23 protein-coding genes are annotated in these 24,290 nt (G+C 65.8%); 4 read left to right on the top strand and 19 right to left on the bottom strand.

The genetic code is table 11. The features are described from left to right. Window position 1: 1 nt before the first annotated feature. The 14 genes from lepB to AGI3411_RS05435 all read right to left on the bottom strand — a co-directional run bounded on the left by lepB (window position 2) and on the right by AGI3411_RS05435 (window position 14,031). Window positions 2-886 (bottom strand): signal peptidase I, encoded by an 885-nt coding sequence (gene lepB / locus AGI3411_RS05505; protein ID WP_129526386.1) that lies wholly within the window; start codon window positions 884-886, stop codon window positions 2-4. 24 nt (window positions 887-910) lie between these two features. Further along, window positions 911-2,704, bottom strand: a complete 1,794-nt coding sequence (gene lepA, locus AGI3411_RS05500) for a translation elongation factor 4 (protein WP_129526385.1) — start codon at window positions 2,702-2,704, stop codon at window positions 911-913. A gap of 374 nt (window positions 2,705-3,078) precedes the next feature. Next, window positions 3,079-4,488, bottom strand: a complete 1,410-nt coding sequence (locus AGI3411_RS05495) for a DegQ family serine endoprotease (protein ID WP_425265317.1) — start codon at window positions 4,486-4,488, stop codon at window positions 3,079-3,081. Window positions 4,489-4,596: 108 nt separating this feature from the next. After that, entirely contained in the window at window positions 4,597-5,661 is a 1,065-nt protein-coding gene (locus tag AGI3411_RS05490; RefSeq protein ID WP_129526383.1) for a MucB/RseB C-terminal domain-containing protein, read from the bottom strand. Next, complete coding sequence (locus AGI3411_RS05485) at window positions 5,661-6,173, bottom strand: sigma-E factor negative regulatory protein (protein WP_129526382.1); 513 nt, start codon at window positions 6,171-6,173, stop codon at window positions 5,661-5,663. Before AGI3411_RS05485 ends, AGI3411_RS05490 begins: the two co-directional genes overlap by 1 nt. A 12-nt stretch (window positions 6,174-6,185) precedes the next feature. Beyond that, on the bottom strand, window positions 6,186-6,785 hold the full coding sequence (gene rpoE, locus AGI3411_RS05480) for an RNA polymerase sigma factor RpoE (protein ID WP_043543305.1): 600 nt from the start codon (window positions 6,783-6,785) through the stop codon (window positions 6,186-6,188). A 492-nt stretch (window positions 6,786-7,277) separates the two neighbouring features. Next, the gene (gene fabF / locus AGI3411_RS05470; protein ID WP_129526380.1) at window positions 7,278-8,507 is read right to left on the bottom strand and encodes a beta-ketoacyl-ACP synthase II; all 1,230 of its coding nucleotides are present in this window, start codon (window positions 8,505-8,507) and stop codon (window positions 7,278-7,280) included. Window positions 8,508-8,699: 192 nt separating this feature from the next. Further along, on the bottom strand, window positions 8,700-8,939 hold the full coding sequence (acpP, locus tag AGI3411_RS05465; RefSeq protein ID WP_003813816.1) for an acyl carrier protein: 240 nt from the start codon (window positions 8,937-8,939) through the stop codon (window positions 8,700-8,702). Between the two features lie 213 nt (window positions 8,940-9,152). After that, complete coding sequence (fabG, locus tag AGI3411_RS05460) at window positions 9,153-9,905, bottom strand: 3-oxoacyl-ACP reductase FabG (protein ID WP_129526379.1); 753 nt, start codon at window positions 9,903-9,905, stop codon at window positions 9,153-9,155. A 5-nt stretch (window positions 9,906-9,910) separates the two neighbouring features. Next, window positions 9,911-10,846 carry an ACP S-malonyltransferase gene (gene fabD / locus AGI3411_RS05455; protein ID WP_129526378.1) on the bottom strand — a complete coding sequence of 312 codons (936 nt, stop codon included), beginning with the start codon at window positions 10,844-10,846 and terminating at the stop codon, window positions 9,911-9,913. A gap of 96 nt (window positions 10,847-10,942) precedes the next feature. After that, a complete protein-coding gene (locus AGI3411_RS05450; protein WP_129526377.1) occupies window positions 10,943-11,929 on the bottom strand; it encodes a beta-ketoacyl-ACP synthase III in 987 nt (328 codons plus the stop codon). Next, window positions 11,929-12,996, bottom strand: a complete 1,068-nt coding sequence (gene plsX, locus AGI3411_RS05445; RefSeq protein ID WP_129526376.1) for a phosphate acyltransferase PlsX — start codon at window positions 12,994-12,996, stop codon at window positions 11,929-11,931. Before plsX ends, AGI3411_RS05450 begins: the two co-directional genes overlap by 1 nt. Before the next feature lie 59 nt (window positions 12,997-13,055). After that, the gene (gene rpmF / locus AGI3411_RS05440; protein ID WP_013392223.1) at window positions 13,056-13,238 is read right to left on the bottom strand and encodes a 50S ribosomal protein L32; all 183 of its coding nucleotides are present in this window, start codon (window positions 13,236-13,238) and stop codon (window positions 13,056-13,058) included. A gap of 52 nt (window positions 13,239-13,290) precedes the next feature. Then, window positions 13,291-14,031, bottom strand: coding sequence for a YceD family protein (locus AGI3411_RS05435; RefSeq protein ID WP_129526375.1), 741 nt, complete (start codon window positions 14,029-14,031; stop codon window positions 13,291-13,293). A 72-nt stretch (window positions 14,032-14,103) separates the two neighbouring features. Between AGI3411_RS05435 and AGI3411_RS05430 the strand changes: the two genes are divergently transcribed. Genes AGI3411_RS05430 through AGI3411_RS05420 form a run of 3 tightly spaced genes read left to right on the top strand, consistent with a single transcriptional unit; the run spans window position 14,104 to window position 16,265 of the window. Further along, on the top strand, window positions 14,104-14,706 hold the full coding sequence (locus tag AGI3411_RS05430; protein WP_129526374.1) for a Maf family nucleotide pyrophosphatase: 603 nt from the start codon (window positions 14,104-14,106) through the stop codon (window positions 14,704-14,706). After that, on the top strand, window positions 14,703-15,476 hold the full coding sequence (locus AGI3411_RS05425) for an SAM-dependent methyltransferase (RefSeq protein WP_244240259.1): 774 nt from the start codon (window positions 14,703-14,705) through the stop codon (window positions 15,474-15,476). The genes AGI3411_RS05430 and AGI3411_RS05425 overlap by 4 nt, the downstream gene beginning before the upstream one ends. Before the next feature lie 3 nt (window positions 15,477-15,479). Next, entirely contained in the window at window positions 15,480-16,265 is a 786-nt protein-coding gene (locus AGI3411_RS05420) for an N-acetylmuramoyl-L-alanine amidase (RefSeq protein ID WP_129526373.1), read from the top strand. Window positions 16,266-16,277: 12 nt separating this feature from the next. On the opposite strand, the gene msrQ is transcribed toward AGI3411_RS05420, so the two are convergent. From msrQ to AGI3411_RS05400, 4 genes are all read right to left on the bottom strand, one after another. Then, window positions 16,278-16,916: a protein-methionine-sulfoxide reductase heme-binding subunit MsrQ gene (gene msrQ, locus AGI3411_RS05415; protein WP_129526372.1), complete on the bottom strand. Its 639-nt coding sequence runs from the start codon at window positions 16,914-16,916 to the stop codon at window positions 16,278-16,280. 7 nt (window positions 16,917-16,923) lie between these two features. Beyond that, on the bottom strand, window positions 16,924-17,886 hold the full coding sequence (gene msrP, locus AGI3411_RS05410; protein WP_129526371.1) for a protein-methionine-sulfoxide reductase catalytic subunit MsrP: 963 nt from the start codon (window positions 17,884-17,886) through the stop codon (window positions 16,924-16,926). 153 nt (window positions 17,887-18,039) lie between these two features. Next, window positions 18,040-18,708, bottom strand: coding sequence for an HAD family hydrolase (locus AGI3411_RS05405; protein WP_129526370.1), 669 nt, complete (start codon window positions 18,706-18,708; stop codon window positions 18,040-18,042). Between the two features lies 1 nt (window position 18,709). Then, entirely contained in the window at window positions 18,710-19,687 is a 978-nt protein-coding gene (locus tag AGI3411_RS05400; protein ID WP_129526369.1) for an RluA family pseudouridine synthase, read from the bottom strand. A gap of 511 nt (window positions 19,688-20,198) precedes the next feature. On the opposite strand from AGI3411_RS05400, the gene AGI3411_RS05395 reads away from it, so the two are divergent. Further along, a complete protein-coding gene (locus tag AGI3411_RS05395; RefSeq protein WP_129526368.1) occupies window positions 20,199-23,246 on the top strand; it encodes an Rne/Rng family ribonuclease in 3,048 nt (1,015 codons plus the stop codon). Between the two features lie 119 nt (window positions 23,247-23,365). Here the strand turns inward: AGI3411_RS05395 and AGI3411_RS05390 are convergent, their stop codons facing one another. Further along, window positions 23,366-24,262 (bottom strand): LysR family transcriptional regulator, encoded by an 897-nt coding sequence (locus tag AGI3411_RS05390; protein WP_129526367.1) that lies wholly within the window; start codon window positions 24,260-24,262, stop codon window positions 23,366-23,368. Window positions 24,263-24,290 lie beyond the last annotated feature (28 nt).

The raw sequence follows: 24,290 nt of genomic DNA, 5'->3' as shown, positions 1-24,290 counted from the left end.
ATCAGTTGAACCGGCCGATGCGGCTGAGATCGCTAAAGTTCATCCAGATGAAAAACGCGCGCCCGACGATGTTGGATTCCGGAACGAAGCCCCAATACCGGCTGTCCGCGCTGTTGTCCCGATTATCGCCCATTGCAAAAAATTGGCCTTCGGGTACTTTGCAGCGTACCCCATTGCGGCTGTATTGGCAGTTTCCACGGTTGGGAAATTGCCACATCGGCGCATACTCCTGGGGATTGCTCTCATTCAGCAGTATTTTGTGCTCAATTTCGCCCAATTTCTCCTTATATTGCGCAATATAGGAGACGCGGTCGGGTTCGAAGTAGTCGCCATCGCGCACATGCGGCACCAATTCGCCGTTGATGTACAGCTTTTTGTCCAGGTAGGCGATCTCGTCGCCCGGCAGGCCGACCACACGCTTGATGTAGTCGACGTCCGGATCCACGGGGTAGCGGAAGACGAAAACATCGCCGCGCTGGGGCTTGCCCACCTCGATGACTTTCTTGTCAATGACAGGCAGACGCAGGCCGTAGCTGAACTTGTTCACCAGGATCAGGTCGCCCGATTGCAGCGTCGGCAGCATGGAGCCCGACGGAATGCGGAAGGGCTCGACCACGAACGAGCGCAGCAGAAACACGAAAAGAATGACTGGGAAGAAGCTGACCGCGTATTCGATCCACCAGGGCACGCGGCGCGCCGCGTCGCCCGCCTCGCGGCGCAGCCGTTCGGCTTCCTGGGCGTCTCCGACCAGCGCCGTATCGTATTGCGCCATTGCGACCTGGGCCCGGCGTTCGCGGCCTCGGCGCAGCACTGCCAGATCGAGCACCCAGATAATGCCGGTCAGCACCAGCAAAACAAACAGGATCAGGGCAAAGTTCCAACTCATCAGCTAACCGCCTTCTTTTTGGTTCTATTTGTCTTCCACTTGCAGGATGGCCAGGAACGCCTCCTGCGGGATTTCCACACTACCCACCTGCTTCATGCGCTTCTTGCCGGCCTTCTGCTTTTCAAGCAGCTTCTTCTTGCGCGAAATGTCGCCGCCGTAGCACTTGGCCAGCACGTTCTTGCGCAAGGCCTTCACATTCTCGCGCGCAATGATTTCCGCGCCGATGGCCGCCTGGATGACCACGTCGAACATCTGCCGCGGGATCAGCCCGCGCATGCGCGTGACCACGTCGCGAGCGCGATGGCGCGCGTTGCTGCGGTGGACGATCACGGCCAGCGCATCGACGCGGTCGTTGTTGATCAGCAGGTCCACGCGCACCACGTCGGCCGAGCGGTATTCCAGGAACTCGTAGTCCATGGACGCGTAGCCGCGCGACACCGACTTCAGCTTGTCGAAGAAGTCCAGCACGATCTCCGCCAGCGGGATCTCGTACACCAGGTGCACCTGGCGGCCGTGGTAGCTCATGTTGACCTGCACGCCGCGCTTGTTATTGCATAGCGTCATGACCGGGCCCACGTAGTCCTGCGGCATGAACAGCGTGACTTTGACGATGGGTTCGCGGATGTCCGCGATCTTGCCCACTTCGGGCATGCGCGATGGGCTTTCCACGGTAATCACGGAACCGTCGCGCTGCTCGACCTCGTACACCACCGAAGGCGCGGTGGTGATGATGTCCATGTCGAATTCGCGTTCCAGGCGTTCCTGCACGATTTCCATGTGCAGAAGACCCAGGAAGCCGCAACGGAAACCGAAGCCCAGGGCCTGCGACACTTCCGGCTCGAACATCAGGGCGGCATCGTTCAGCTTGAGCTTGTCGAGCGAATCGCGCAGCTGGTCGTACTCGGAGCTTTCCACCGGGTACAGGCCCGCGAACACCTGCGGCTTCACTTCCTTGAAGCCGGGCAGCGGCTCCGCGGCAGGCTTGTTGGCCAAGGTGATGGTATCGCCCACTTTGGCATCTTCCAGCTGTTTGATGCCGGCGATGATGAAACCGACCTCGCCCGCCGACAGGTGCGGACGCTGCTGCGACTTCGGCGTGAACACGCCGGTCTGCTCGCACAGGTGGGTGGCGCCGGAGGCCATCAACAGTATCTTGTCCTTGGGCTTGAGCACGCCGTTGATGATGCGCACCAGCATCACCACGCCCACGTAGTTGTCGAACCACGAATCGATGATCAGCGCCTGCAGCGGGGCCTCGGGATCCCCCTGCGGATGCGGCACACGGGCGACGATGGCCTCGAGGATCTCGTCGATGCCCATGCCGGTCTTGGCGCTGGCCAGCACGGCCTGCGAGGCATCGATGCCGATCACGTCCTCGACTTCCTGACGCGCGCCCTCCGGGTCGGCCTGCGGCAGGTCCATCTTGTTGAGCACGGGCAGGACTTCCACGCCCAGCTCGATGGCGGTGTAGCAGTTGGCCACGGTCTGCGCTTCGACGCCCTGCGAGGCGTCGACCACCAGCAGCGCGCCTTCGCACGCCGACAGCGAGCGGCTGACTTCATACGAAAAGTCCACGTGCCCCGGGGTGTCGATCAAGTTCAGGTTGTAGACCTTGCCGTCCTGCGCCTTGTAATGCAGGGCGGCGGTCTGCGCCTTGATGGTGATGCCGCGCTCACGCTCGATTTCCATCGAGTCGAGGACCTGCGCCGACATTTCGCGGTCCGCCAATCCGCCGCAGCGCTGGATCAGGCGATCGGCCAGGGTCGATTTGCCGTGATCGATGTGGGCAATGATGGAGAAGTTGCGGATATGCTGCATGCTTGAAATTATAAGGGGACGGAACACTCGGCACAGGGCCGGAAGACACCGCCGCCGGAGTACGCACGGCTGACGAAAGAGGTGCCTGTGGGCATTGCCCGGGCAAAACGAGGGGGCGCCATGCGCCCCCTCTTGCGGCAATCAGGCATTTTAGCCGGTCTTGAGCCATTTTTGCCGGCGGGCCGCCCCAGGGCAAAAATTGCCCCCTCGGGAGGTGGCAAACCCACAAAAAACGCCCCCTCGGGAGACCGCAAGCGCACGAAGTGTGCGCAGCGTGGGGGCTCCTTTTTGCCGCCGGGCCGCCCCAAGGCAAAAAGCGCCCCCTCGGGGGGCAGCAAGCGCACGAAGTGTGCGCAGCGTGGGGGCATCTCCACCTATTTCGAGGCGGGCACCGCCACCCATTGCGTCTGGTCGCCCCGACGCACCAGCAGGCCAGCCGCCCGTCCCTTGTCCAGCTTGGAGACGAGATCGCCGAATTGCTTGGCGCTCGTAACGTCGGTGTCGTTCAGGGCCAACACGATATCGCCTTCCTGCAGACCCGCCTTGCCGGCCGCGCCTTCGGCGATCTTCACCTGCACGCCGCCCTTGATGCGCAGCTTCTTCTGCACGTCGGCGGGCACGTCGACCACACTCAGGCCCAGCGCGTTGGTGGCTTCAGGCACGGGCGCCGCGCCCGGCTTGCCCGCCGCGGGGGTCTTCTCGGCCGGGATCTCTCCGACCTTGACCGTCAGCGTCAGGGTCTTGCCCTTGCGCCAGACCTGCATGTCGGCGCGGGTGCCCGGCTTGGTTTCGCCCACGATACGCGGCAGGTCGGACCAGCGCTTGATCGGTTCGTTGTTGAACTTCAAGATCACGTCGCCCGGCTGCACGCCCGCCTGCTCGGCGGGGCCGTCGGCTTCCACGCTGCTCACCAGCGCGCCCTCGGCCTTGGGCAGGCCGATGGCTTCGGCCACGTCCTTGCCCACTTCGCCGATCTGCACGCCGACGCGGCCGCGCGTCACCTTGCCCGTGGCGCGCAACTGGTCCACGACCCGCATGGCCTCGTCGATCGGGATGGCCAGCGAAATGCCCATGAAGCCGCCGCTGCGCGAAATGATCTGGGAATTGATGCCTACCACTTCACCGTCCAGGTTGATCAGCGGGCCACCCGAATTGCCCGGGTTGACCGCCACGTCCGTCTGGATGAAAGGCAGGTATTCGCCGGTATCGCGGCCAATGGCGCTGACGATGCCGGACGTTACGGTCGAATCCAGGCCGAACGGCGAACCGATGGCCAGCACCCATTGGCCCTTCTTGAGCTTCTTCGGATCGCCAATGACCAGCGGCGTCATGTCCTTGGCTTCGATCTTGATCAGCGCGACGTCGGTGCGCTCGTCCGTGCCGATGACCTTGGCCTTGAACTCGCGGCCGTCGGTCAGGGTGACGTAGATGTCCGTCGCGTCCACGACCACGTGGTTGTTGGTCAGGATGTAGCCGTCGTCGGAAATGAAGAAACCCGACCCCACGCCACGCGGCACGGTGCGCTCTTCGGGCTGGGGCTGCGGACGCTGGCGCGGCGTCGGCGCGCCGCCACCGCCCGGCGGCTGGAATTCGGGGCCGAAGAACCAGCGGAACAGTTCGTACGGGTCGTTGCCGCCGCCCGGTCCCATGCCGCGCACCGGCACGGTCGCCGTGGTGCGGATGTTGACGACCGCGGGGTCTGCCTTTTCGACGATGCTCGTGAAATCAGGCAGTACCACGCCGGGCGACTGCGCGAGCGCCACGGGCGCCTGGGCGACGGACATCGCCACGCCCAGCGTCGCCGCCGCCAGAAAGCGCCGGAAAAACGCGTTCGACACTGTCATTGCTTTCATAGACTTACTCCGAAATTGCTGCTTGCCGCAGCCGGCGGATCACTGGGACCCGGCAGCGGGCACGTATTCTGTGGACTCGGCAAGCTGTTCCAGCGTCGCCACGGGCACTTCGCCCACGGCGGTCAGCCAGAAATCCGCGATGCGCGTGCCATATACGGTAATCGAACCCCGCTGTGCGGCGCCATGGGGCGGGCGGTGGCCGCGCTGGCTGTCGTACGGTTCGATGAACACGGAGATGGCCGCCAGCCCATCGGACAGCACCATCTGGCTGACCGTGGCCCCGCGCCCCATGGCTCGTGTCACCTGCATGACCGTCTTGAAGCCTTTGGGGGCCGGAATGCGCCAGCCCTGGGCGGCGAGGTCCACGGGCTTCATGGAGGCTTCGAGCACCTTCCAGTCGCGCGTGCTCCAGCGCGAAGTCAGCAGTTGGGGATCGACCTCCGAGCCCAGGCGCAGCGAGGTGAACGACACCTGCTCGACCACGCCGCGCGCGGCGTTGAGGGTCTGGGCCTTCAGCAGCAGGTTGGTTTCGACGTCGGCGCAGAGCCGATAGCCGTAGCGCAGCTTGTCCAGCGGTTCTATCGTGATCAGGCGGCACTCCCGGCCGGCCACGCGATGCAGGGCCGATTCGGTGCGGATCTTGTAGTTTTCGGTCAGGCTCGCGGCGTCTCCGAGCAGCAGGCCGGGGAAGCGGTCCCCCCGGCGGCGCTCGAGCAGCACGGTCTTGCGCTCGGGGATCAGGCACTGCACGTCATCGTTGTGGCGCAGGTATTCCCGGGGCTGGCCGTCGAGGATTTCCAGGCGCTCGCGCTCGCCGGTGCCGTCCAGGACGTGCACGAGGCGCGAGGACTGGATCGTCTCGCCTTGCTGGTACATGAAGACGCCCGCATAGTCCTGCTTGCGGGCGGCTTGCTGGATGCGGGTCAGCAGTTGGACCACGTCATCGGTGGCGGCCGGGGCGGCGTCGGCGGCGCGCGCAGGTTCGTGCGCAGCCAGGAAAGCGGTCAGGAGCGTTGCGGCGAACCAGCCGGCGCGGTGGGCCTGCAGCGAAGCAGCGCGTCCCAAACCCAGCACCGGCCAGCGTGATGGAAGCACCAGCGCCATCAACGCCCCGCACCTACGTCGAACGACACCTGCCGGACGGCGCTGGGGCCGGCCATCTGACGATGGGCCTCCAGGTAGTCTCGCAGGCCCGAATCGTCCGCGGCGGACGCCGAAGCCGGCGCGCTGGCGTCGGCCAGCACGCGCACTTCGCCGCCCTGCTCGCCGGTCAGGTAGGGCTGCGCCACCCAGGCCACGGTCGCCACGGCGGCGGCCACGGCCAGGCCGGACAGGCCCACCCGCAAAGGCGAGCGGCGCCGAGGCGCCGCAACGATAGGCAATTCCGCGTCCAGAGCCCGTGCCAGCCGGGCCTGGAAGGCCGCACTGGGGGTCAGCGCCAGATCGGCGTTGCGCAGGGAATCACCGATCAGGTGATAGGTATCCCAGGTCTCGCGCCCCTCTCGGGACAACAAACCGGAAAAAATATCGTCGGATTCCTCTCCGTCCATCCAGGCGGAGACCGACTCCTCCCAGGAGGACTCGGAGATCACGACGGATTTGGCTGCTGTTTGCATGACTGCCACTCCTTACCAGCGACGCTCGTCATCGGTGCCTAGCAATGGGCGCAATTTGGTGGCGATGGCTTCACGCGCACGAAAAATGCGGGAACGCACCGTACCGATCGGGCAATCCATGCTCTGGGCGATGTCTTCGTAACTCATACCTTCGATTTCACGCAGGACGATTGCAGTGCGCAATTCTTCAGGCAATTCCTCGATAGCCGCGTTCACCGTCTCGGCGATTTCGCGGCTGGCGACCATGGATTCCGGCGTGCTTATATCGGTTAGGTTGTCGGTTTCGTTAAAAGTTTCACCGTCTTCCGTTTCTATCGCGTTGGGCGCGCTGGGACGCCGGCCTTGCGAGGCCAGCCAGTTCCGCGCCGTATTGATGGCGATACGATACAACCAGGTGTAGAAGGCGCTCTCGCCCCGGAACTGGGGCAAGGCCCGGTAGGCCTTGATGAACGCTTCCTGGGCCACGTCCTCGATTTCCGCGGGGTCGCGGATCATCCGGGCCAGCAGACGGAGAATCTTGCGCTGGTACTTGAGCACCAGCAGATCGAAGGCTTTCTTGTCGCCTCGCTGGACGCGCGCGACAAGCTCGGCGTCGACTTCGCGCTCGCTCATGACGCCTCCCGCGGGCGGGCCGCCGGCTGAGCGCGCCGCGCCGTGCCCGTCAGCAGGCAAAGGCGCCGCCAGGACTCGGGTCGCAACGTCCGCTGCCAGACGGTGAGGGTGATTGTGCTATGGGTAAAGGCTGTACTCCCGGTGGGCAAGGGCTGCAAAGTGAGCGTAAGCCAGCGGGGGCCGCGCTGCCGGTCCAGGAGGCGTGCCTCCTGCCAGCCTTGCGGCAGCCTCAACTGCCAATGCCCTGCCCCGGCCGCCGTGCGCAGCGCAGATACCGGGGACGGGCCGCTCCGTGCGGAGTGTAACAGCCCCGCCAGCCCAAGCAACAACGCAATCGCCGCCGACGCGGGCCAGGTCAGGCCGTGCCAGGAGGCGGCCGTCAGCACGCTGCCCACGGCCGAGGCCAGCGCCAGGCTGTAAAGCGCCTTGGCGCCCCTCGGACGCGAGACAGGCACGCGAAACGACCAAGGCCTCCCGACCAAGCCTTCCAAATCAGACCCGGCGAACGGCCATGGAGCCGTTGGTGCCGCCGAAACCGAACGAGTTGGACAGGCCCACGTCGATCTTCATCTGCCGCGCTTCGTTGGCGCAGTAATCCAGATCGCATTCGGGATCTTGATTGAAGATGTTGATCGTCGGAGGCGAAACCTGGTTGTACACGGCCAACGTGGTGAACACCGCCTCGATGCCGCCCGCTGCGCCGAGCAGGTGCCCGGTCATGGACTTGGTCGAGTTGACCACCAGCTTCTTGGCGTGGTCGCCGAAAGCCAGCTTCAATGCGTCGGTTTCGTTCTTGTCGCCCAGGGGCGTCGACGTACCGTGCGCGTTGACGTACTGGACGTCATCGACGTTCAGGCCGCCGTTGCGCAGCGCGTTCGCGACACCGCGGCGCGGGCCGTCCTTGTCCGGCGCGGTAATGTGGTGCGCATCGGAGCTCATGCCGTAGCCCGCGAACTCGCCGTAGATGCGCGCGCCGCGCTTCTTGGCGTGTTCGTACTCTTCCAGCACCAGTACGCCGGCACCTTCGCCCAGGACGAAACCGTCGCGGTCGCGATCCCAGGGACGCGAAGCCGTCTGAGGATCATCATTGCGGGTCGACAGGGCGCGCATGGCGGCAAAACCGCCGATGCCCAGCGGCGACACGGTCGATTCGGCGCCGCCGGCCAGCATGACGTCGGCATCGCCGTACTCGATCAGGCGCGCGGCATCGCCGATGCAATGCAGGCCGGTGGTGCAAGCCGACACGACGGCGTAGCTCGGACCCTTCATGCCATAGGCGATGGACAGGTGGCCGGAGATCAGGTTGATCAGCGAGCCCGGCACGAAGAACGGCGAAATGCGCCGCGGACCCTTGGACAGGTATTCGACCTGGGTTTCTTCGATGCGCGGCAAGCCGCCGATGCCCGAGCCCACGATCACGCCGATGCGTTCGGCGTTGGCTTCGGTGACTTCAAGACCGCTATCGCGCCATGCCTGCATCCCGGCAGCCAGCCCGTAATGGATGAACGTATCCATCTGGCGGGCTTCCTTGGCCGAGATATAGGTGCTGATGTCGAAGTCTTTGACTTCGCCGGCAATGTGCGTGGTGATGGCCGAGGGATCGAAACGGGTGATGCGGCTGATGCCAGAACGTCCGTTGACGATATTGTCCCAAGCGGTGGTCAGGTCGTTCCCCACGGGAGAAACGATACCCAGGCCGGTGATGACGACACGTCGCTTCACGGATGACTCCTCAAACAGACAAAAGAAAGGCGGTTTTCGGGATGCGCTGCTCGTGCGGCCCACGCAAAAGCGGGTCGGGCTCTACCACGCCCTTCCCGCATGCGGACCACACGGCAAATTCCTGAAACCGCCCCGATTTTCCAGTTGGCTCCGAAGTCCGTCCTCGGGCCACCAGAAGGGTATAAGCCTAGCTTACTGCTTGCCGTGCGAGTTGATGTAGTCAATCGCTTGTTGCACGGTCGTGATCTTTTCGGCCTCTTCGTCGGGGATCTCGGTCTCGAATTCGTCTTCGAGCGCCATGACCAGTTCGACCATGTCGAGCGAATCGGCACCGAGGTCGTCAAGGAAGGAGGATTCGTTCTTGATCTCGGCTTCGTTGACGCCAAGTTGTTCAGCGACGATCTTCTTGACGCGCTGTTCGATGCTTTCCATGCAGATCTCCAAATGGGAAAAATCCCGCGAATTATAGCCAAGCGCGGAGTATTGCGACGCCTGGCCGTGACAAAAATAACACCGCGCACTTGATCTGTCGCCGGGAATGGCGCAGGAAACCCGTGTGCGGCGTTTCCGGTTGAACCGCGCATAGCCTTGCCAGTGGCCCGGCTGCGGCGCGGCGGCCTGGGCCGCCTTCGCGCGATTCGTGATTTATTGCATGTACATCCCGCCGTTGACGTGCAGGGTGGTGCCGGTAATGTAACCCGCCTGCGGCCCGGACAAAAAGGCCACCGCGTGCGCGATGTCCGTCGGCGAGCCAAGACGGCCGAGCGGAATCTGCTGCAACAGGGCCGCGGTCTGGCTTTCGCCGAGGGCGCGCGTCATGTCGGTATCGATGAAACCGGGCGCGACGCAGTTCACGGTGATGTTGCGGCTGCCCAGCTCGCGGGCCAGCGCGCGCGACATGCCGGCCACGCCGGCCTTGGCGGCCGCGTAGTTGGCCTGGCCGGGGTTGCCGCTCGAGCCCACCACCGAGGTCACGTTGATGATGCGTCCCCAACGGGCCTTCATCATGTTGCGCAACACCGCGCGCGACAGACGGAACACCGACGCCAGGTTGGTGTCGATGACGGCCGACCAGTCTTCGTCCTTCATGCGCATCGCCAGCGTATCACGCGTGATGCCGGCGTTATTGACGAGGATGTGCGGACCGCCGCCTTCCTTGCCCAACGCGTCGATCAGCGCGTCGCAAGCAGCGGCGTCGGTCACATCCAGCACCACGCCGCGGCCGCCGGACGGGGCCAGCGCTTCGGTGATGGCGGCCGCGCCCGACTCGGACGTCGCGGTGCCGACGACGGTCGCGCCGCGCGCAGCCAGCTCCTGGGCGATGGCGCGGCCAATGCCGCGCGTGGCGCCGGTCACCAGCGCGATCTTGCCTTGCAGTTCGATCGAGGTGTTGTCCATATTCATTAGTTTCCGTTGACGGCGGCCAGCGCGGCTTCCAGCGAAGCCGGATCGGTGATGGCCATGCCCGTGAGTTCGGGATCGATGCGCTTGGTCAGGCCGGCCAGCACCTTGCCGGGGCCGCATTCAATGACGTGCGTGACGCCTTGCGCCTTCATCGCGCGCAGGGTTTCGACCCAGCGCACAGGATGCCATGCCTGGCGGACCAGCGCATCCCGGATTGCCCCAGGTTCGACGGGCGAAGCCACATCGACGTTGTTGATGACCTGCATTTGCGGTGCGGACACCGCCACGCTGGCCAGCGCGCCGGCCAGCACGTCAGCGGCGGGCTTGAGCAGGCTGGAATGGAACGGCGCGGATACCGGCAGCAGCAGCGCGCGCTTGGCGCCCGCCGCTTTGGCCTGTTCGCAGGCGCGCTCGACGGCGGCCTTGTCGCCGGCGATCACGACCTGGGCGGGCGCGTTGAAGTTCACGGCCTCGACGACCTCGCCCTGGGCGGCGGCGGCGCAGGCGGCGCGCACGGCGTCATCGTCCAGGCCCAGGATGGCGGCCATGGCGCCGGTGCCGACCGGCACGGCGGCCTGCATGGCGTCGGCGCGCACGCGCACCAGGCGCACAGCGTCTTCGAGCGAGAGCGAACCGGCGGCCGTCAGCGCGGCGTATTCACCGAGGCTGTGCCCGGCCACGACATCCGGCTTGCGGCCGCCCGCGGCACACCAGGCGGCGTACATCGCAACGCCGGCCGTCAGCATCGCGGGCTGGGTGTTGGTGGTCAGGTTGAGCTGCTCGGCAGGGCCCTGCGCGATCAGCGCGCCCAGGTCCTGCCCCAGGGCTTGCGACGCCCGTGCCACGGTCTCCGTGACGGCCGCGACGCCCGACCAGGCGTCCAGCATGCCGACAGCTTGAGAACCTTGGCCAGGGAAGACAAAAGCAATTTTCATGGTTGACCGTATGGATTGATTCAGTGTCTGTGTGGAATGTCGGGCGCGCCTGCCCAGCGGCGGCGGCTGGCGAGCCGCCTCCGGCCGGGCCCGCCCTTACATGCGAGCCAGGACCGAGCCCCAGGTGAATCCACCGCCCACGCCCTGCATCAGGACCAGCTGGCCCGGCTTGACGCGGCCGTCGCGGCGCGCGGCATCAAGGGCCAGCGGCACGCTTGCCGCGGAGGTGTTGGCATGGGTGTCGACGGTGATGACGACTTTCTCTACCGGCACGGACAGCTTGCGCGCCAGGAAATTCAGGATGCGCACATTGGCCTGGTGCGGGATCAGCCAATCGACCTCGGCGAGGTCGACGCCGGCCTCGGCGCAGGTGTCGCGCGCAGAGCGGTCCAGCACGGTAACAGCCTGCTTGAACACGGCCTGGCCGTCCATGCGCAGGAACGGATCGCCGGTCACGTCGCCATAGGCCACGTTGCCCGCGGCGTTCAGGATCTTGCCCTGGCTGCCGTCGGCATGCAATTGCGCGGCCAGGATGCCCGGCTTGTCGGAAGCCTTGAGTACCACGGCGCCCGCGCCATCGCCGAACAGCACGCAGGTGCTGCGGTCGTTCCAGTCCAGGATGCGCGAAAACACTTCGGCGCCGATGACCAGCGCGCAACGCGCGCGGCCCGCGCGGATGAAGCTGTCCGCGGTGGTCATCGCGTAAACGAAACCGCTGCACACGGCCTGAACGTCGAAAGCCGCGGAGCCCTTGGCGCCGAGGTTGGCCTGCACGATGCAGGCGGTGCTTGGGAAAACGAAGTCCGGCGTCGACGTGGCCAGGACGATCAGGTCGACCTCGGAGGCGTCCACGCCCGCGTCGGCCAGCGCGCGGCGCGAGGCTTCGGTGGCCAGTTGGCTAGTCGTGACGCCGCGCTCGGCCAAATGGCGCTGCCGGATGCCCGTGCGCTCGACGATCCACTCGTCGGAAGTAGCGATGTCGCGCGTCGCCAGTTCCGCTGCCAGATCGTCATTCGAAACCACGCGTTCCGGCAAGAAGCTGCCGGTGCCCGCGATCACGGAATATTTCATTGCGGTATCCATCAAGCGGTGTCCCCAGCCACGTTTTGCGGCGGCGCCGAAGGGACGCTGCCGGATTGAACGCGCTTGGTAATCTGAGCGACCGTCTGAGCGGTACGCTCCAGCAGTTTACTCACTACGGCTTCACGGGCACGCTGCAAGGCAAAACCGTAGGCGTAAACGTCCGCGGAGCCATGGCTTTTGATGACCACGCCGCGCAAGCCCAGCAGCGCGGCGCCGTTGTAGCGCCGGTTGTCGACGCGGGTGCGCAGGCGGTTCAGCACCGGCTTGGCCACCGCGCCGGCAAGCAGCGTGATCAGATTGCGTTTGAACTCTTCGCGAATGACGCTGGAAAGCATCTTCGCCAGCCCCTCGACGGACTTGAGCACGACGTTGCCGACGAAACCGTCGCAAACGACGACGTCGACCGTGCCCTTGAAAATGTCATTGCCTTCGACGTTGCCGTAGAAGTTCAGCGGACTGCTGCGTAGCAGTTCAGCGGCTTCCTTGACGACTTCGTTGCCTTTGATGACTTCTTCGCCGATGTTGAGCAGGCCAACCGAAGGGTTGTCGCGATGGTCCACCGCCTGCGACAGCGCGGCGCCCATGATGGCGAATTGCAGAAGGTGCTCGGCCGTGCAGTCCACGTTCGCGCCCAGGTCCAGCACCGTGGTGGCACGGCCGGTCTGGTTCGGAATGGACGTGGCGATAGCGGGACGGTCGATGCCGTCCAGCGTCTTGAGCACGTAGCGTGAAATGGCCATCCACGCGCCGGTGTTGCCCGCGGAAACGCAGGCGTCGGCGCGCCCGTCCTTGACGGACTGGGCGGCCAGGCGCATGGAGGAGTCTTTTTTGCGGCGCAAGGCGACCTCGACCGGGTCGTCCATGGTGACGACCTCGGAAGCCGCCACGATCTCAAGACGATCGCGCGCCACGCCGCGGTGCTCGGAAAGCGCCGCTTCGATAGCGTCGGGAAGCCCGACCAGCAATAGCCGGGTATCCGGAAATTGCCGGGCGAACTCGATCGCAGCCGGAATCGTGACGGGCAGACCGAAGTCTCCGCCCATACAGTCTATGGCGATGCGTATCACGGGTGCCAGGTATCAGCGCTCAGCCGAGTTGGTCCGAGTACGAGTTCGGCCCGGGGGCCTTATTCGTCGGCCTTGGTCTTCAGGACCTTGCGGCCGCGGTAGAAGCCGTTGGGGCTGATGTGGTGACGCAGATGCGCTTCGCCCGTGTTGGGCTCGATCGCGGTCGGCGGGTTCACCAGAAAATCGTGCGAGCGGTGCATACCGCGCTTGGACGGGGACTTCTTGTTTTGTTGAACGGCCATGATGACTCCTAGAAACGGGGCGCATTGTACGCGATGCGGCCCGATGTTGATCTCAATCTTTGTGCTTCAGTTGTTCCAGCACCGCAAACGGCGACGGACGCTTGACAGCGGGCTCCTCGGGAGAAGCTTCGCCGGCATTGGCCTGCGCGCCCGGGCATACATCATGCTTGGGCACATACGGAACGCTCAGAATGAGCTCATCTTCGATCTGGGCCAGCAGATCGAAATGATGTGAACCCACCACCTTTTCAGGCAGGCTGGACACAAAACCTTTTCCTTCTTCGTCCTCGTCGTCCTCGTCTTCGATGCCGCCGGAGTGTTCTCCGGAAGCAAAGCCGTCATCGAGATCGTCTTCGGACTTGACCAGCTGCAGCAGGACTTCGCTGTCGACCGGGTACGCAAACGGCACGTTGCACCGCTGGCACACGACCACCGGATTCGCTTGCACATGAAGATGCAGCAGCGGCAGACCTGCCAGGAGACCGGACTTGCCCTCTTCTCCGCGAACGGACCAGTACACAAGACCGGCTTCGCCTGCAGGCTGCTCGGGCAGCCCATCGACGAGCCTCGTGAACCGCACGAGCGGCACACTACCCTGCGCTTCCTTGCCCAACCGGGCAAACGCGAACGCGTCGATGCGCTTTGCATCTACCGGCTTCGCATCTGCCTGCTTTGCATCCCCGGGTTTTGCACCCGGTTTTGCACCCGCGTTTGCAACCACTGCCGCGGCATCGGCGCTCACATCCCGGTCACCCGCGCTTTCGCCAAGCTCAGCTAAGCCCTTGGTGTTCATGTCGATGTTCCTGCAAAAATGCCGCAAAACGTTAGATAATACTGTGACTTACGTATCAGCGTCAAATATCGCATGTCCTTGAAGCCCAGTCTCATCCTCGCCTCCAGCTCGCGTTACCGCAGAGAATTGCTGTCCCGCCTGCGCCTGCCGTTTACCGCCATTTCCCCCGATGTGGACGAAACGCCACAACCCGGCGAAACACCCGAGGCCCTGGCCCTGCGGCTGTCCGTCGCCAAGGCCATGGCCGTGGCGGCAAACCGCCCGGGCAGCATCGTGATCGGCTCGGACCAGGTGGCCACCGTGGACGGGCAGCCCATCGGCAAACCCGGCGATTTTCCGCGCGCTCTCGCGCAATTGCAGGCCCTGTCGGGGCAGATCGTGGAATTCCACAGTGCCTTGGCGGTCACGGACGGCCAACGCGTGGAAAAGGCCGACATCATCACGCGTTGCCGCTTCCGCCGGCTGACGGACCAGGAGATCGAGGCCTATTTGCACGCCGAGGAACCTTACGATACCGCAGGCAGCGCCAAGGCGGAAAGCCTGGGCATCGCCCTGATGGAAAGCATCCAGAGCGACGATCCGACCGCCATTATCGGCCTGCCGCTGATCGCCCTGACCGGCATGCTGGTCCGCTTCGGACTGGACCCGCTGGACGCGCCTGGAGCGCCCGCATGAGCCCCCCGGCCACCCCGACGGCTCATAGCGCCGCAGCGCGCCAGCGCGAAGGCACTCCGGCAAACGGCGCCCTGCACCTGATCCCCGTCGGCCTGGGCGACGCACCGCCCGAGCGCTGGCTACCCGCCGAGGTACGCGCCCTGGCCGGCCGCCTGGACACCTATATCGCGGAAAACGCCAAGACCGCCCGCGCCTTCCTCAAGCTGATCGGCACGGCCCGGCCGCTCCAGGAAATCACCATCCACACCCTGAACGACAGGGTCGACGCCGCCCAGATCAAGGCCTGGCTCGCCCCCATCAAGCACGGGGCGGAGATCGGGCTGGTTTCCGAGGCCGGCTGCCCCGCGGTGGCGGATCCCGGCGCCAAAGTCGTGGATACCGCCCACAAGCTGGGCATGCCCGTCAAACCCTGGGTCGGCCCCTCCTCCATCCTGCTGGCCCTGATGGCGAGCGGGCTGGACGGCCAGCGCTTCGCCTTCCACGGCTACGCGCCCGTGGACCCCGCCGAGCGCGCCAAGCAGCTGCGGGCCTGGGAACAGCATTCCGCCAAGCACAACCAGACCCAACTGCTGATCGAAACACCCTATCGCAACGCCGCGATGTTCGCGACGCTGCTGGCCAGCCTGAAAGGCGACACCAGGCTATGCGTGGCCCGCTCAGTGACGACCGCCGACGAATGGATCGCTACTCGCAGCGTGGCCGAGTGGAAGCAGCAACCGGCGCCCCAGCTCGACAAGCTGCCCACGCTGTTCCTCTATCTGGCCCGCTGAACCATGTTCCGCCTGACCTCCGCGCTGCTGACCACGGCAGTCCTGGCCGGATGCGCGGCGCGCGGCCCCGCCGGCCTGGACCTGGACACCTCCATCACCGCCGTCAGCCAGGCCAGCCGGGTCCGCTCCGTCGTGCTGCACTACACGTCGGTCGACGATGCCAGCTCAATACACCTGCTCTCCAAGGGCAAGGTCAGCGCCCACTATCTCGTGACCGATTCGGGGCGAGCCTATCGGCTGGTCGACGAAAACCGTGCCGCCTGGCACGCGGGCGCCAGTTCCTGGTACGGCAATATCGCCATGAACAGCACGTCCATCGGCATCGAAGTCGTCAATTCGGGCTGGACGGAAGGGCCTGACGGCAAACCGCTGTGGCACCCCTATAACGACCGCCAACTGCGCGCGCTGACCATCCTGCTGCGCGACATCATCCAGCGTCACGGCATCGCGCCCGAGAACGTGGTGGGCCACAGCGACATCGCGCCGCAGCGCAAGGTGGACCCCGGCCCCCTTTTCCCCTGGAAGGCCCTGGCCGACGCCGGGATCGGACGCTGGTACGACGAAACCGGCGCGGCCGAGCATCTTGCCCGCCTGCAGTTGCAGGGCCTTCCGGACACCGCCTGGTTCCAGCAGCAATTGCAGCGGCTGGGCTACGCCTGCCCGCAGGACGGCGTGCTGGACAAACCCACGATCAATGCACTGGCGGCATTCCAGATGCACTATCGCCCGGCGCTGCACGATGGCCAGCCGGACGCGGAAACCGCCGCCATCATGCTGGCGATGCTGTAGCGCCAAGCCCCGCTAGGGACGGCGCCGCAGCCAAGCCACCACCCGCCAGCCCAGCAGCAGGGCCAGGATGGAGGCATAGAGCAAGGGCTGCGCGAAGTCGTTCTTGCCGGCCTTGTGCCACCAGTAGTGCAGCACTGCCAGCAGGCCGATGGCATAGACGGCCCGATGCAGGCTTTGCCAGCGCTTGCCCAGCTTGCGCATGGCCCACTGCGTGGACGTGGCCGCCAGCGCGCTCATCAGCACGAACGCCGCGAATCCCACGGTGATGAACGGACGCTCGCCGATGTCGCGCAGCATCGCCGCCGGGTCCAGGCCGCGATCCCACCAGACCCAGGCCATGAAATGCATGGCGCCGTAGAAAAAGGCAAACAACCCGCACATGCGCCGCAGGCGCACCAGAGCCGGCTGCCCGGTCAGGCGGCGCAGCGGCGTAATGGCCAAAGTAATCAGCAGGCAGACCAGCGTCCAGGTGCCCGAGGAACGGGTCAGGAACTCGACCGGATTCGCGGTCAGGCCGTCGTTCGCGCCCAGCCAGAACCAGCGCGCGAACGGCGCCAGCCCCAGCAGGAACAACAGGGGTTTGAAACGCCCGACCGCCTTTGCGGAAAGCTGCGCCTTGCGCGGCGGCGCCTGCGAAATGCCATCGGGCATAGGCGCCTCAGTAATTCGCCTTCAGGTCCATGCCCTGATAGAGCGATGCGACCTGTTCGCCATAGCCGTTGAACATCAGGGTCTTGCGCTTGGGCGAGAACAGGCCGTCCTCGCCGATGCGGCGCTCCGTCGCCTGGCTCCAGCGCGGATGGGGCACGCCGGGGTTCACGTTGGCGTAAAAGCCATATTCCTGGGACGCGGCCTGCATCCACGATGAAACGGGCGCCTTTTCCACCAGGCGGATCTTCACCAAGGACTTGGCCGACTTGAAACCGTACTTCCAGGGAACGGCCAGCCGCAGCGGCGCGCCGTTCTGGTTGGGCAGCACCTTGCCGTAGACGCCGAAAACCAGCATGGCGAGCGGATTCATCGCTTCATCGATGCGCAGCCCCTCGACGTAGGGCCATTCCAGGATCGCGGCGCGCACGCCCGGCATGTTCTCGCGCTGCACCGCCGTCACGAATTCCACGTACTTGGCGTTGCCCGTGGGCTCGACCTGCTTGAGCAGCGCCGACAGCGAATAGCCCACCCAGGGAATGACCATGGACCAGCCCTCGACGCAGCGCAGCCGGTAGACGCGCTCTTCCATGGGCGCCAGTTTGAGCAGCTCGTCCAGGGAGAACGTGCGCGGCTTGCCGCACTCGCCCTCGACGCTCACGGCCCAGGGGCTCGTCTGCAATTTGCCGGCATTGGCGGCCGGATCGCCCTTATCGACGCCGAACTCGTAGTAATTGTTGTAAGACGTGACGTCGGCGAACGAGGTCTGCTTGTCCATGACGCTCAGGACCGGATTGGCCTTGCCGGGCAATATGCCGGCCTCCTGCGCAAACGCACTGCGCATGGTCCAGCCCGGCAAGCCCGCTGCGGCAGCAACCAGGCCGGCCCGCAACATCAACTCGCGGCGCGACCGCCAGACGGCTTCGGAGGTAATCTCGGAGGGAAGAATATCGTCGGGCTTGCGTATCAACATCATGGTCTCCGGTGTGGCGCCTGCGGAATCACGCCCGCGCCTCCCATGGACGACGCGGGGCTCCATGATATTCCGCCGCAGATGCGGCGCTTGCGGGTATTTCTTATAGACCGGCCGGCAAGCCAGACGTTCCTCGCCCGAAAACGCCTGGCTTTACAGCTCGGCGCCAGCCAAAACCCGCGGCAGCAGCCATTCGCGCACGCGGGGCACGCTGTCGAGCACGGCCTGAGGGGCACAACCCTCAAGTTCCTTCAGCGTATGAGCGCCATAGGTTACCCCCAGCCCGTGCACGCCCGCGTTGATCGCCATCTGCAGGTCGTGCGAGGTATCGCCGATCATCACCACGCGGTCCGGCGCCACGTCCAGCTCCTGCATCAGTTCGTGGAGCATCGCGGGATGCGGCTTGCTGAAGGTTTCGTCGGCGGTGCGGGTGGCGTCAAAAAGCGGCCCCAACCCCGTCGCGGCCAAGGCGCGGGTCAGGCCGACTCGGCTCTTGCCGGTAGCGACCGCCAGGCGCACGTTCTGCTCCGCCAGTTCGGTCAGCAGTTCCCGCGCGCCCTCGAACAGGCGCAACTCAGGATCCCGCAGCAGGTAATGCGTACGGTAGCGTTCCAGGAAACGCGGCAGCATGGCCTGCGTCAGTTCCGGAACGGCTCGCCGCAGGGCGCTTTCCAGGGACAGACCAATTACCCAGCTGGCGTCGGATGCCGACGGCACCGCCAGGTCCAGGTCGCGGCAAGCCCCCTGGATGGCGGCCACGATGCTGTGCGTGGAATCCATCAGGGTGCCATCCCAGTCAAAAACGACCAGCGAATACGACATATCAGACCGACTCCAGTTGTTTCAGTATTTTCACGCAAGCCGGGGGCAGTTCGGCAGTAAGCGTCAGGGGCTCGCCCGTGGTGGGGTGAGCCAGCGTCAATTGGTGGGCGTGCAGAAACATCCTGCCGAAGCCCTGGCGCGCAAAATGCGCCCGCACCTCGTCATGGCCGTACTTGTCGTCGCCCACGATGGGAAAGCCGCTGGCGGCCAGGTGCACCCGGATCTGGTGGGTGCGCCCGGTGCGCAGCTCGGCGTCCACCAGACTGTAGCCGCCGAACCGGCGCTTGAGCGTGACAATGGTGTGCGCCGACTGCCCGTCCGGGTCCACCTTGACCCGGCGCTCGCCGGACTGCGTGGTCCACTTGGAAAGGCCCAGCTTGATGTGCTGACGGTCGTTGACCCAATCGCCCTCGACCAGCGCCAGGTAGTGTTTGTCCCCTTTTCCTTCGCGCAGCATGGAATGCAGCGCCAGCAGCGCGCTGCGCTTCTTGGCCACCATCAGCAGGCCCGAGGTCTCGCGGTCCAGCCGGTGCGCCAGCTCCAGGAACTTGGCGCCGGGCCGGGCGGCCCGCAACTGCTCGATCACGCCGAAGGACACGCCGCTGCCTCCGTGTACCGCCACGCCGGCGGGCTTGTCCACCACCAGCAGCGCGTCGTCCTCGAAGACGATGGGGAATTCCGCGCCCGGCACCGGACGGGGCGTGCCGGCATCGGGCAACCGCAGCGGCGGAATGCGGACGACATCGCCTTCGGCGACGCGGTAGTCGGCCGAGATACGTCCCTTGTTTACCCGCACCTCGCCGCCGCGGATGGCCTTGTAGATGTGCGTTTTGGGGACGCCCTTGCACAGCCTGACCAGGTAATTGTCCAGGCGCTGGCCGGCGTGCTCGGCGCCCACTTCCACCATGCGGACGGAGGGAGCGGCTTTAGAGGGAGATGAGGGGGAGGAAGTTTCTTTGCGCATTGCGGAAAGCGACATATAATCGGGACAGCCTAAAGGGGCTGAACTAGCCGCCTGACGTAGAGATGCAACTGTGCGCAACTCCGTCGAGCGCGTGGGCCGCCATTGTACTGCCTGCTCATTCAGTCCCTGGGTCTCTTGGTCGCCGGCGCAACCGCGCCCTGCCGGATAGTGGTGTGGCATTCATTTTGCCCGCTGTCCCAGCAGGTCCGTTGCATGCCGCAAGCGGCTCTGAAGCACTGCAAGAATCGTCGCATATTTAAAGCACCAGCTGCGCGTGGGCAACCATTCCGACCGCAACTGCCGTTCACAGCAATCTTTCCGTCAAACCACATTCAGTGAAGCTGACCCTCCTGCTGACAGAACCCCGTGCCCCACGGCACGACGTGCCCGCCTGACCCGCGGCGGATACGCCTGGGCGCCGCCCAGGTACGGTCCGCATTCTTTCTTGCCCGCTTCAGCCCGCAGCCCGAGTGACCCGAGGTCACGCGCCGATATCGGCGCGTCATGACAACGGAGAACCCCTCTCATGAAGCGCATGCTGTTCAATGCGACGCATCAGGAAGAATTACGCGTCGCTATCGTCGATGGGCAGAAACTCATCGACCTCGACATCGAGACTGCCGGCCGCGAACAACGCAAAGGCAACATCTACAAAGGTGTCATCACCCGGATCGAACCCGGCCTCGAAGCTTGCTTCGTCAACTACGGTGAAGACCGCCACGGCTTCCTGCCCTTCAAGGAAGTGGCCCGCAGCTACTTCAAGGAAGGCGTAGACGTCCGCAGTGCCCGCATCCAGGACGCCCTGCGCGAAGGCCAGGAACTGATTGTCCAGGTCGAAAAGGAAGAACGCGGCAACAAGGGCGCCGCCCTGACCACGTTCATCTCGCTCGCCGGCCGCTATCTGGTCCTGATGCCCAACAACCCCCGTGGCGGCGGCGTTTCGCGCCGCGTCGAGGGCGAAGACCGCCAGGAACTGCGCGACACCATGGAGCAGCTCGAGCTGCCCCAGGGCATGAGCATCATCGCCCGCACTGCCGGCATCGGCCGCAACGTCGAAGAACTCCAGTGGGACTTGTCCTACCTGTTGCAGCTCTGGACGGCCATCGACGGCGCCGCGCGCGACAACTCCGCGCCCATCCTGATCTACCTGGAGTCCAGCCTGGTCATCCGGGCCATCCGCGACTACTTCTCCCCGGAAATCGGTGAAATCCTCATCGATACCGACGAGATCGCCGATCAGGCCACCGCCTTCATGAGTGTGGTGATGCCTGACAACGTCCAGCGCGTCAAACGCTACCGCGACGACATCCCGCTCTTCTCCCGCTTCCAGATCGAACACCAGATCGAAACGGCGTACTCGCGCACGGTGCAGCTGCCCTCGGGCGGCGCCATCGTCATCGACCACACCGAAGCGCTGGTGTCCGTGGACGTCAACTCGGCCCGCTCCACCCGCGGCGCCGACATCGAAGAAACCGCGCTGCGCACCAACTCGGAAGCGGCGGACGAAGTGGCCCGCCAGCTGCGCCTGCGCGACCTGGGCGGTCTGATCGTCATCGACTTCATCGACATGGAGGACAGCAAGAACCAGCGCGCCGTCGAACAGCGCCTGCGCGATGCCCTCCATTTCGACCGCGCCCGCGTCCAGATGGGCAAGATATCGCGCTTCGGCCTGATGGAGCTGTCGCGCCAGCGCCTGCGCCCTGCCCTGAATGAAGGCTCGCACATCACCTGCCCGCGTTGCAACGGCACCGGCGTGATCCGCGACGCCGAGTCCAGCGCGCTGCACGTGCTGCGCCTGCTGCAGGAAGAGGCGATGAAGGAAAACACCGCCGCCGTGCACGCCCAGGTGCCGGTCGACGTGGCCACCTACCTGCTGAACGAAAAGCGCGCCGACATCACCAAGATGGAAGCCCGCCTGAAGGTCAACCTGCTGCTGATCCCCAACAAGCACCTGGAGACCCCGCATCACCACATCGAACGCCTGCGTCACGACGATCCCCGCCTGGAAGAGCTGAAGACCAGCTTCGAACTGGTCGAGGCCCCGGCCACGGACGCCCCCTGGCAGCCGCGCGAGCACGAGGTCAAGTCCCGTCCGGAAGCGCTGGTCAAGGGCATCACGCCTTCGCAACCCGCCCCCGTTTCCACGCCGGCCCCCGCTCCCGCCGCCGCACCTGCTCCGGCAGCCTCCGGCGGTCTGGGCGGCCTGTTCAAGCGGCTGGTCGGATGGCTGACCGGCAATGCCGACACGGCCAAGCCCGCCCCCGCCGCCCAGGATGACAGCGCCAAGCGCGCCGCCTCCGGCCGCGGCAAGGGCCGCAGCAACCATGATGGCCAGGAACGCCGTGGCGAGCGCCATGGCTCGGACCGCAACCGCAACCGCCGCGGCGAATCGCGCGGCGAAGGCGCGGAAGGCAGCGAAGGCGGCCGCCATCACGTGCGCGGCGGCCGTCGCGCCGAAGGCGAGCGCCAGGAACGCGGCGAACGCCACAACCGCAACGAAGCCCGCGCCGAGCGCGACACCCAGGCCACGCAATCGGCCCTGGCGTCGAACCGCCCCGAGCAGGCCGAGCAGGCTGCCGGAGAGGATACCGGCGCTGGCCGTAACCGCCGCCGTGGCCGCGGCCGCAACCGCCGCGAGGAAGGCCAGTCCGACGCGCCGATGAGCGAACAGGAAAGCATGGTCGCCGCCCTGGCGCAGACGGTCGCGACCGCCCTGCCCGACACCACGCAGCCGCCCGCCTCGGACGCGATCCAGGAAGCCGCCGAGGCCGTCGAGCAGACCGCCGATGCCATTCCGGGCGCCGAAGGTGCGGAAAATGCAGCCGATCCGGAACGCAAGCGCCGCCGCCGCCGCAGCCGCCGTGGCCGCCGCAGCCAGGAAGAAGGAGGTTTGGCCGCAGACGAGCAGCTCGAGGAAGGCGCCGACGAAGAAGCCGGCGAGCAACCGGAAGGCGCCGCCCAGCCCGCCGAAGCGCCCGCGCAAGCCGTGGCGGAAGCGGTGCAAGCCCCTCAGGCCCAGCCGGTCGAAGCCGCTCCGGTGCAAGTCGAGCAGGCGGAAGCCGCCCCGGTCGAGGCGCCCCAGCAGCAGGCCGAGCCCGTGCAAGCGCAAGCCGCCGAGCCCGTCGCCCAGCCCGTGCAAACCGCCCCTGCCGCCGATGCGACGCAGCCAGTCGTGGTGCAGCCCGCCAGCGAAGTCTCCGCGCCCGCGGCTCCCGCCGCCCCCGTGGAAACCGCCGCGGCCGAACCCGTGATCACGCCCCCCGCCGTGCCGGTCCAGGTGGAAGCCCCCGCGCCGGTCGTCACGCCCGCCCCGGCTCCCGCCGCAGCGCAAGCGCCGGCCAGCGCGCAACAGCCTATCGTGGTGCCCGCCGCGGCCCCGTCGGCCAAGGCCCAGGCCCTGCATGACGTGGTGAACGCCGCTGGCCTGCAGTGGGTTGAAACCGACCCGGACCGCCACGCTCAGACGCAGTTGCGCATCGCCGCCACGCACACGCCGGTCCGCCTGGGCCGCGAGCGCAAGCCGGTCGCGGCCGTCTCCAACGAACCCCTGGTTCAGATCGAGACGCGTCACTGATCCGCCGCAAGCCTGAAAAGGCTTGCCCGGTAGTAAACCGCACCCCGGAAGCTGGACATGTTCCAGCTTCCGGGGTGTTTTTCATGGCGGCCCTGCTTCTACCCGGCGCGAACGGCCAATCAATCGCCGCTCGGCCCGCGGTCCGGCAGGTTCAACGCCAATGCGGCCTCTTCCACAAACGCTTCCGCCAGGGCCGAATGCGGCATGTGCCGCGCCCATATGATGCCCATTCGGCGCAACGGCGCTCGCCCGGGCAAAAGCACCCGCTTGACGCGCCGGCTGTCGAGCCAGTCTGGCGCCCAATCGGGTACCAGCGACACGCCCAACCCTTCCGACACCATGCAGGCGATCCCCATCAGGCCATCGACCTCCAGGCGCTCGCGCGGGGTAATGTCGTGCTGCCGCAGGTATTGATCCGCCAAGCGGCCGCCCCAGACGTTGCGGTCGTACCGTATGAAGGGCTGCGTCCTCATCAATTCGTGCGCATCCTCGCTCAGGGTGTCCGGCGGCGCCAGCACCACCAGCGGTTCCTCGGTGACCAGCCGCCACGCATAGCCCTTCGACAGATTGAACTGGGGCTTGACGATAAAGGCGGCGTCCAGATCCCCGTTGATCACCCGGTGATACAAGTGATTGGACGTCCCAGGCTCCATGAACACGGCAAGTTTCGGCATGCGCCGGTACAGGCGCGCCAGGACGGCGGGCATGGTCCCCGTCAGGGCCGAAGCCGACACCCCCAGGCGCAGTTCGCCCAGCGGGGCATCGTCGCAGGCACTGGCCCGCAGGTCGCGCACTTCGCGAAGCACCGCGCGGGCCCGCTCCAGAACCTTCAGGCCGGCCTCGGTCGCCTTGACGCTGCGGCCCACCCGCTTGATCAGGGTTGCGCCAAGCTCGTCCTCCAGGGTGCGCACCCGCGCCGCGATGGCGGCCGGGGTCAGGTCCAGGCGCCGAGCCGCTTCCGCCAGCGATCCGCTTTCGACCACCGACACAAAGCTCTGCACATATCGAGTATCCACAGTCTCCCCCTTTTCTGGCTGCGTGGTT

Origin of the sequence: Achromobacter agilis (genome assembly GCF_900496965.1) — a bacterium.
Classification (GTDB): Bacteria; Pseudomonadota; Gammaproteobacteria; order Burkholderiales; family Burkholderiaceae_B; genus Achromobacter; species Achromobacter agilis.
This window is presented reverse-complemented; position numbering and strand designations above follow the sequence as displayed.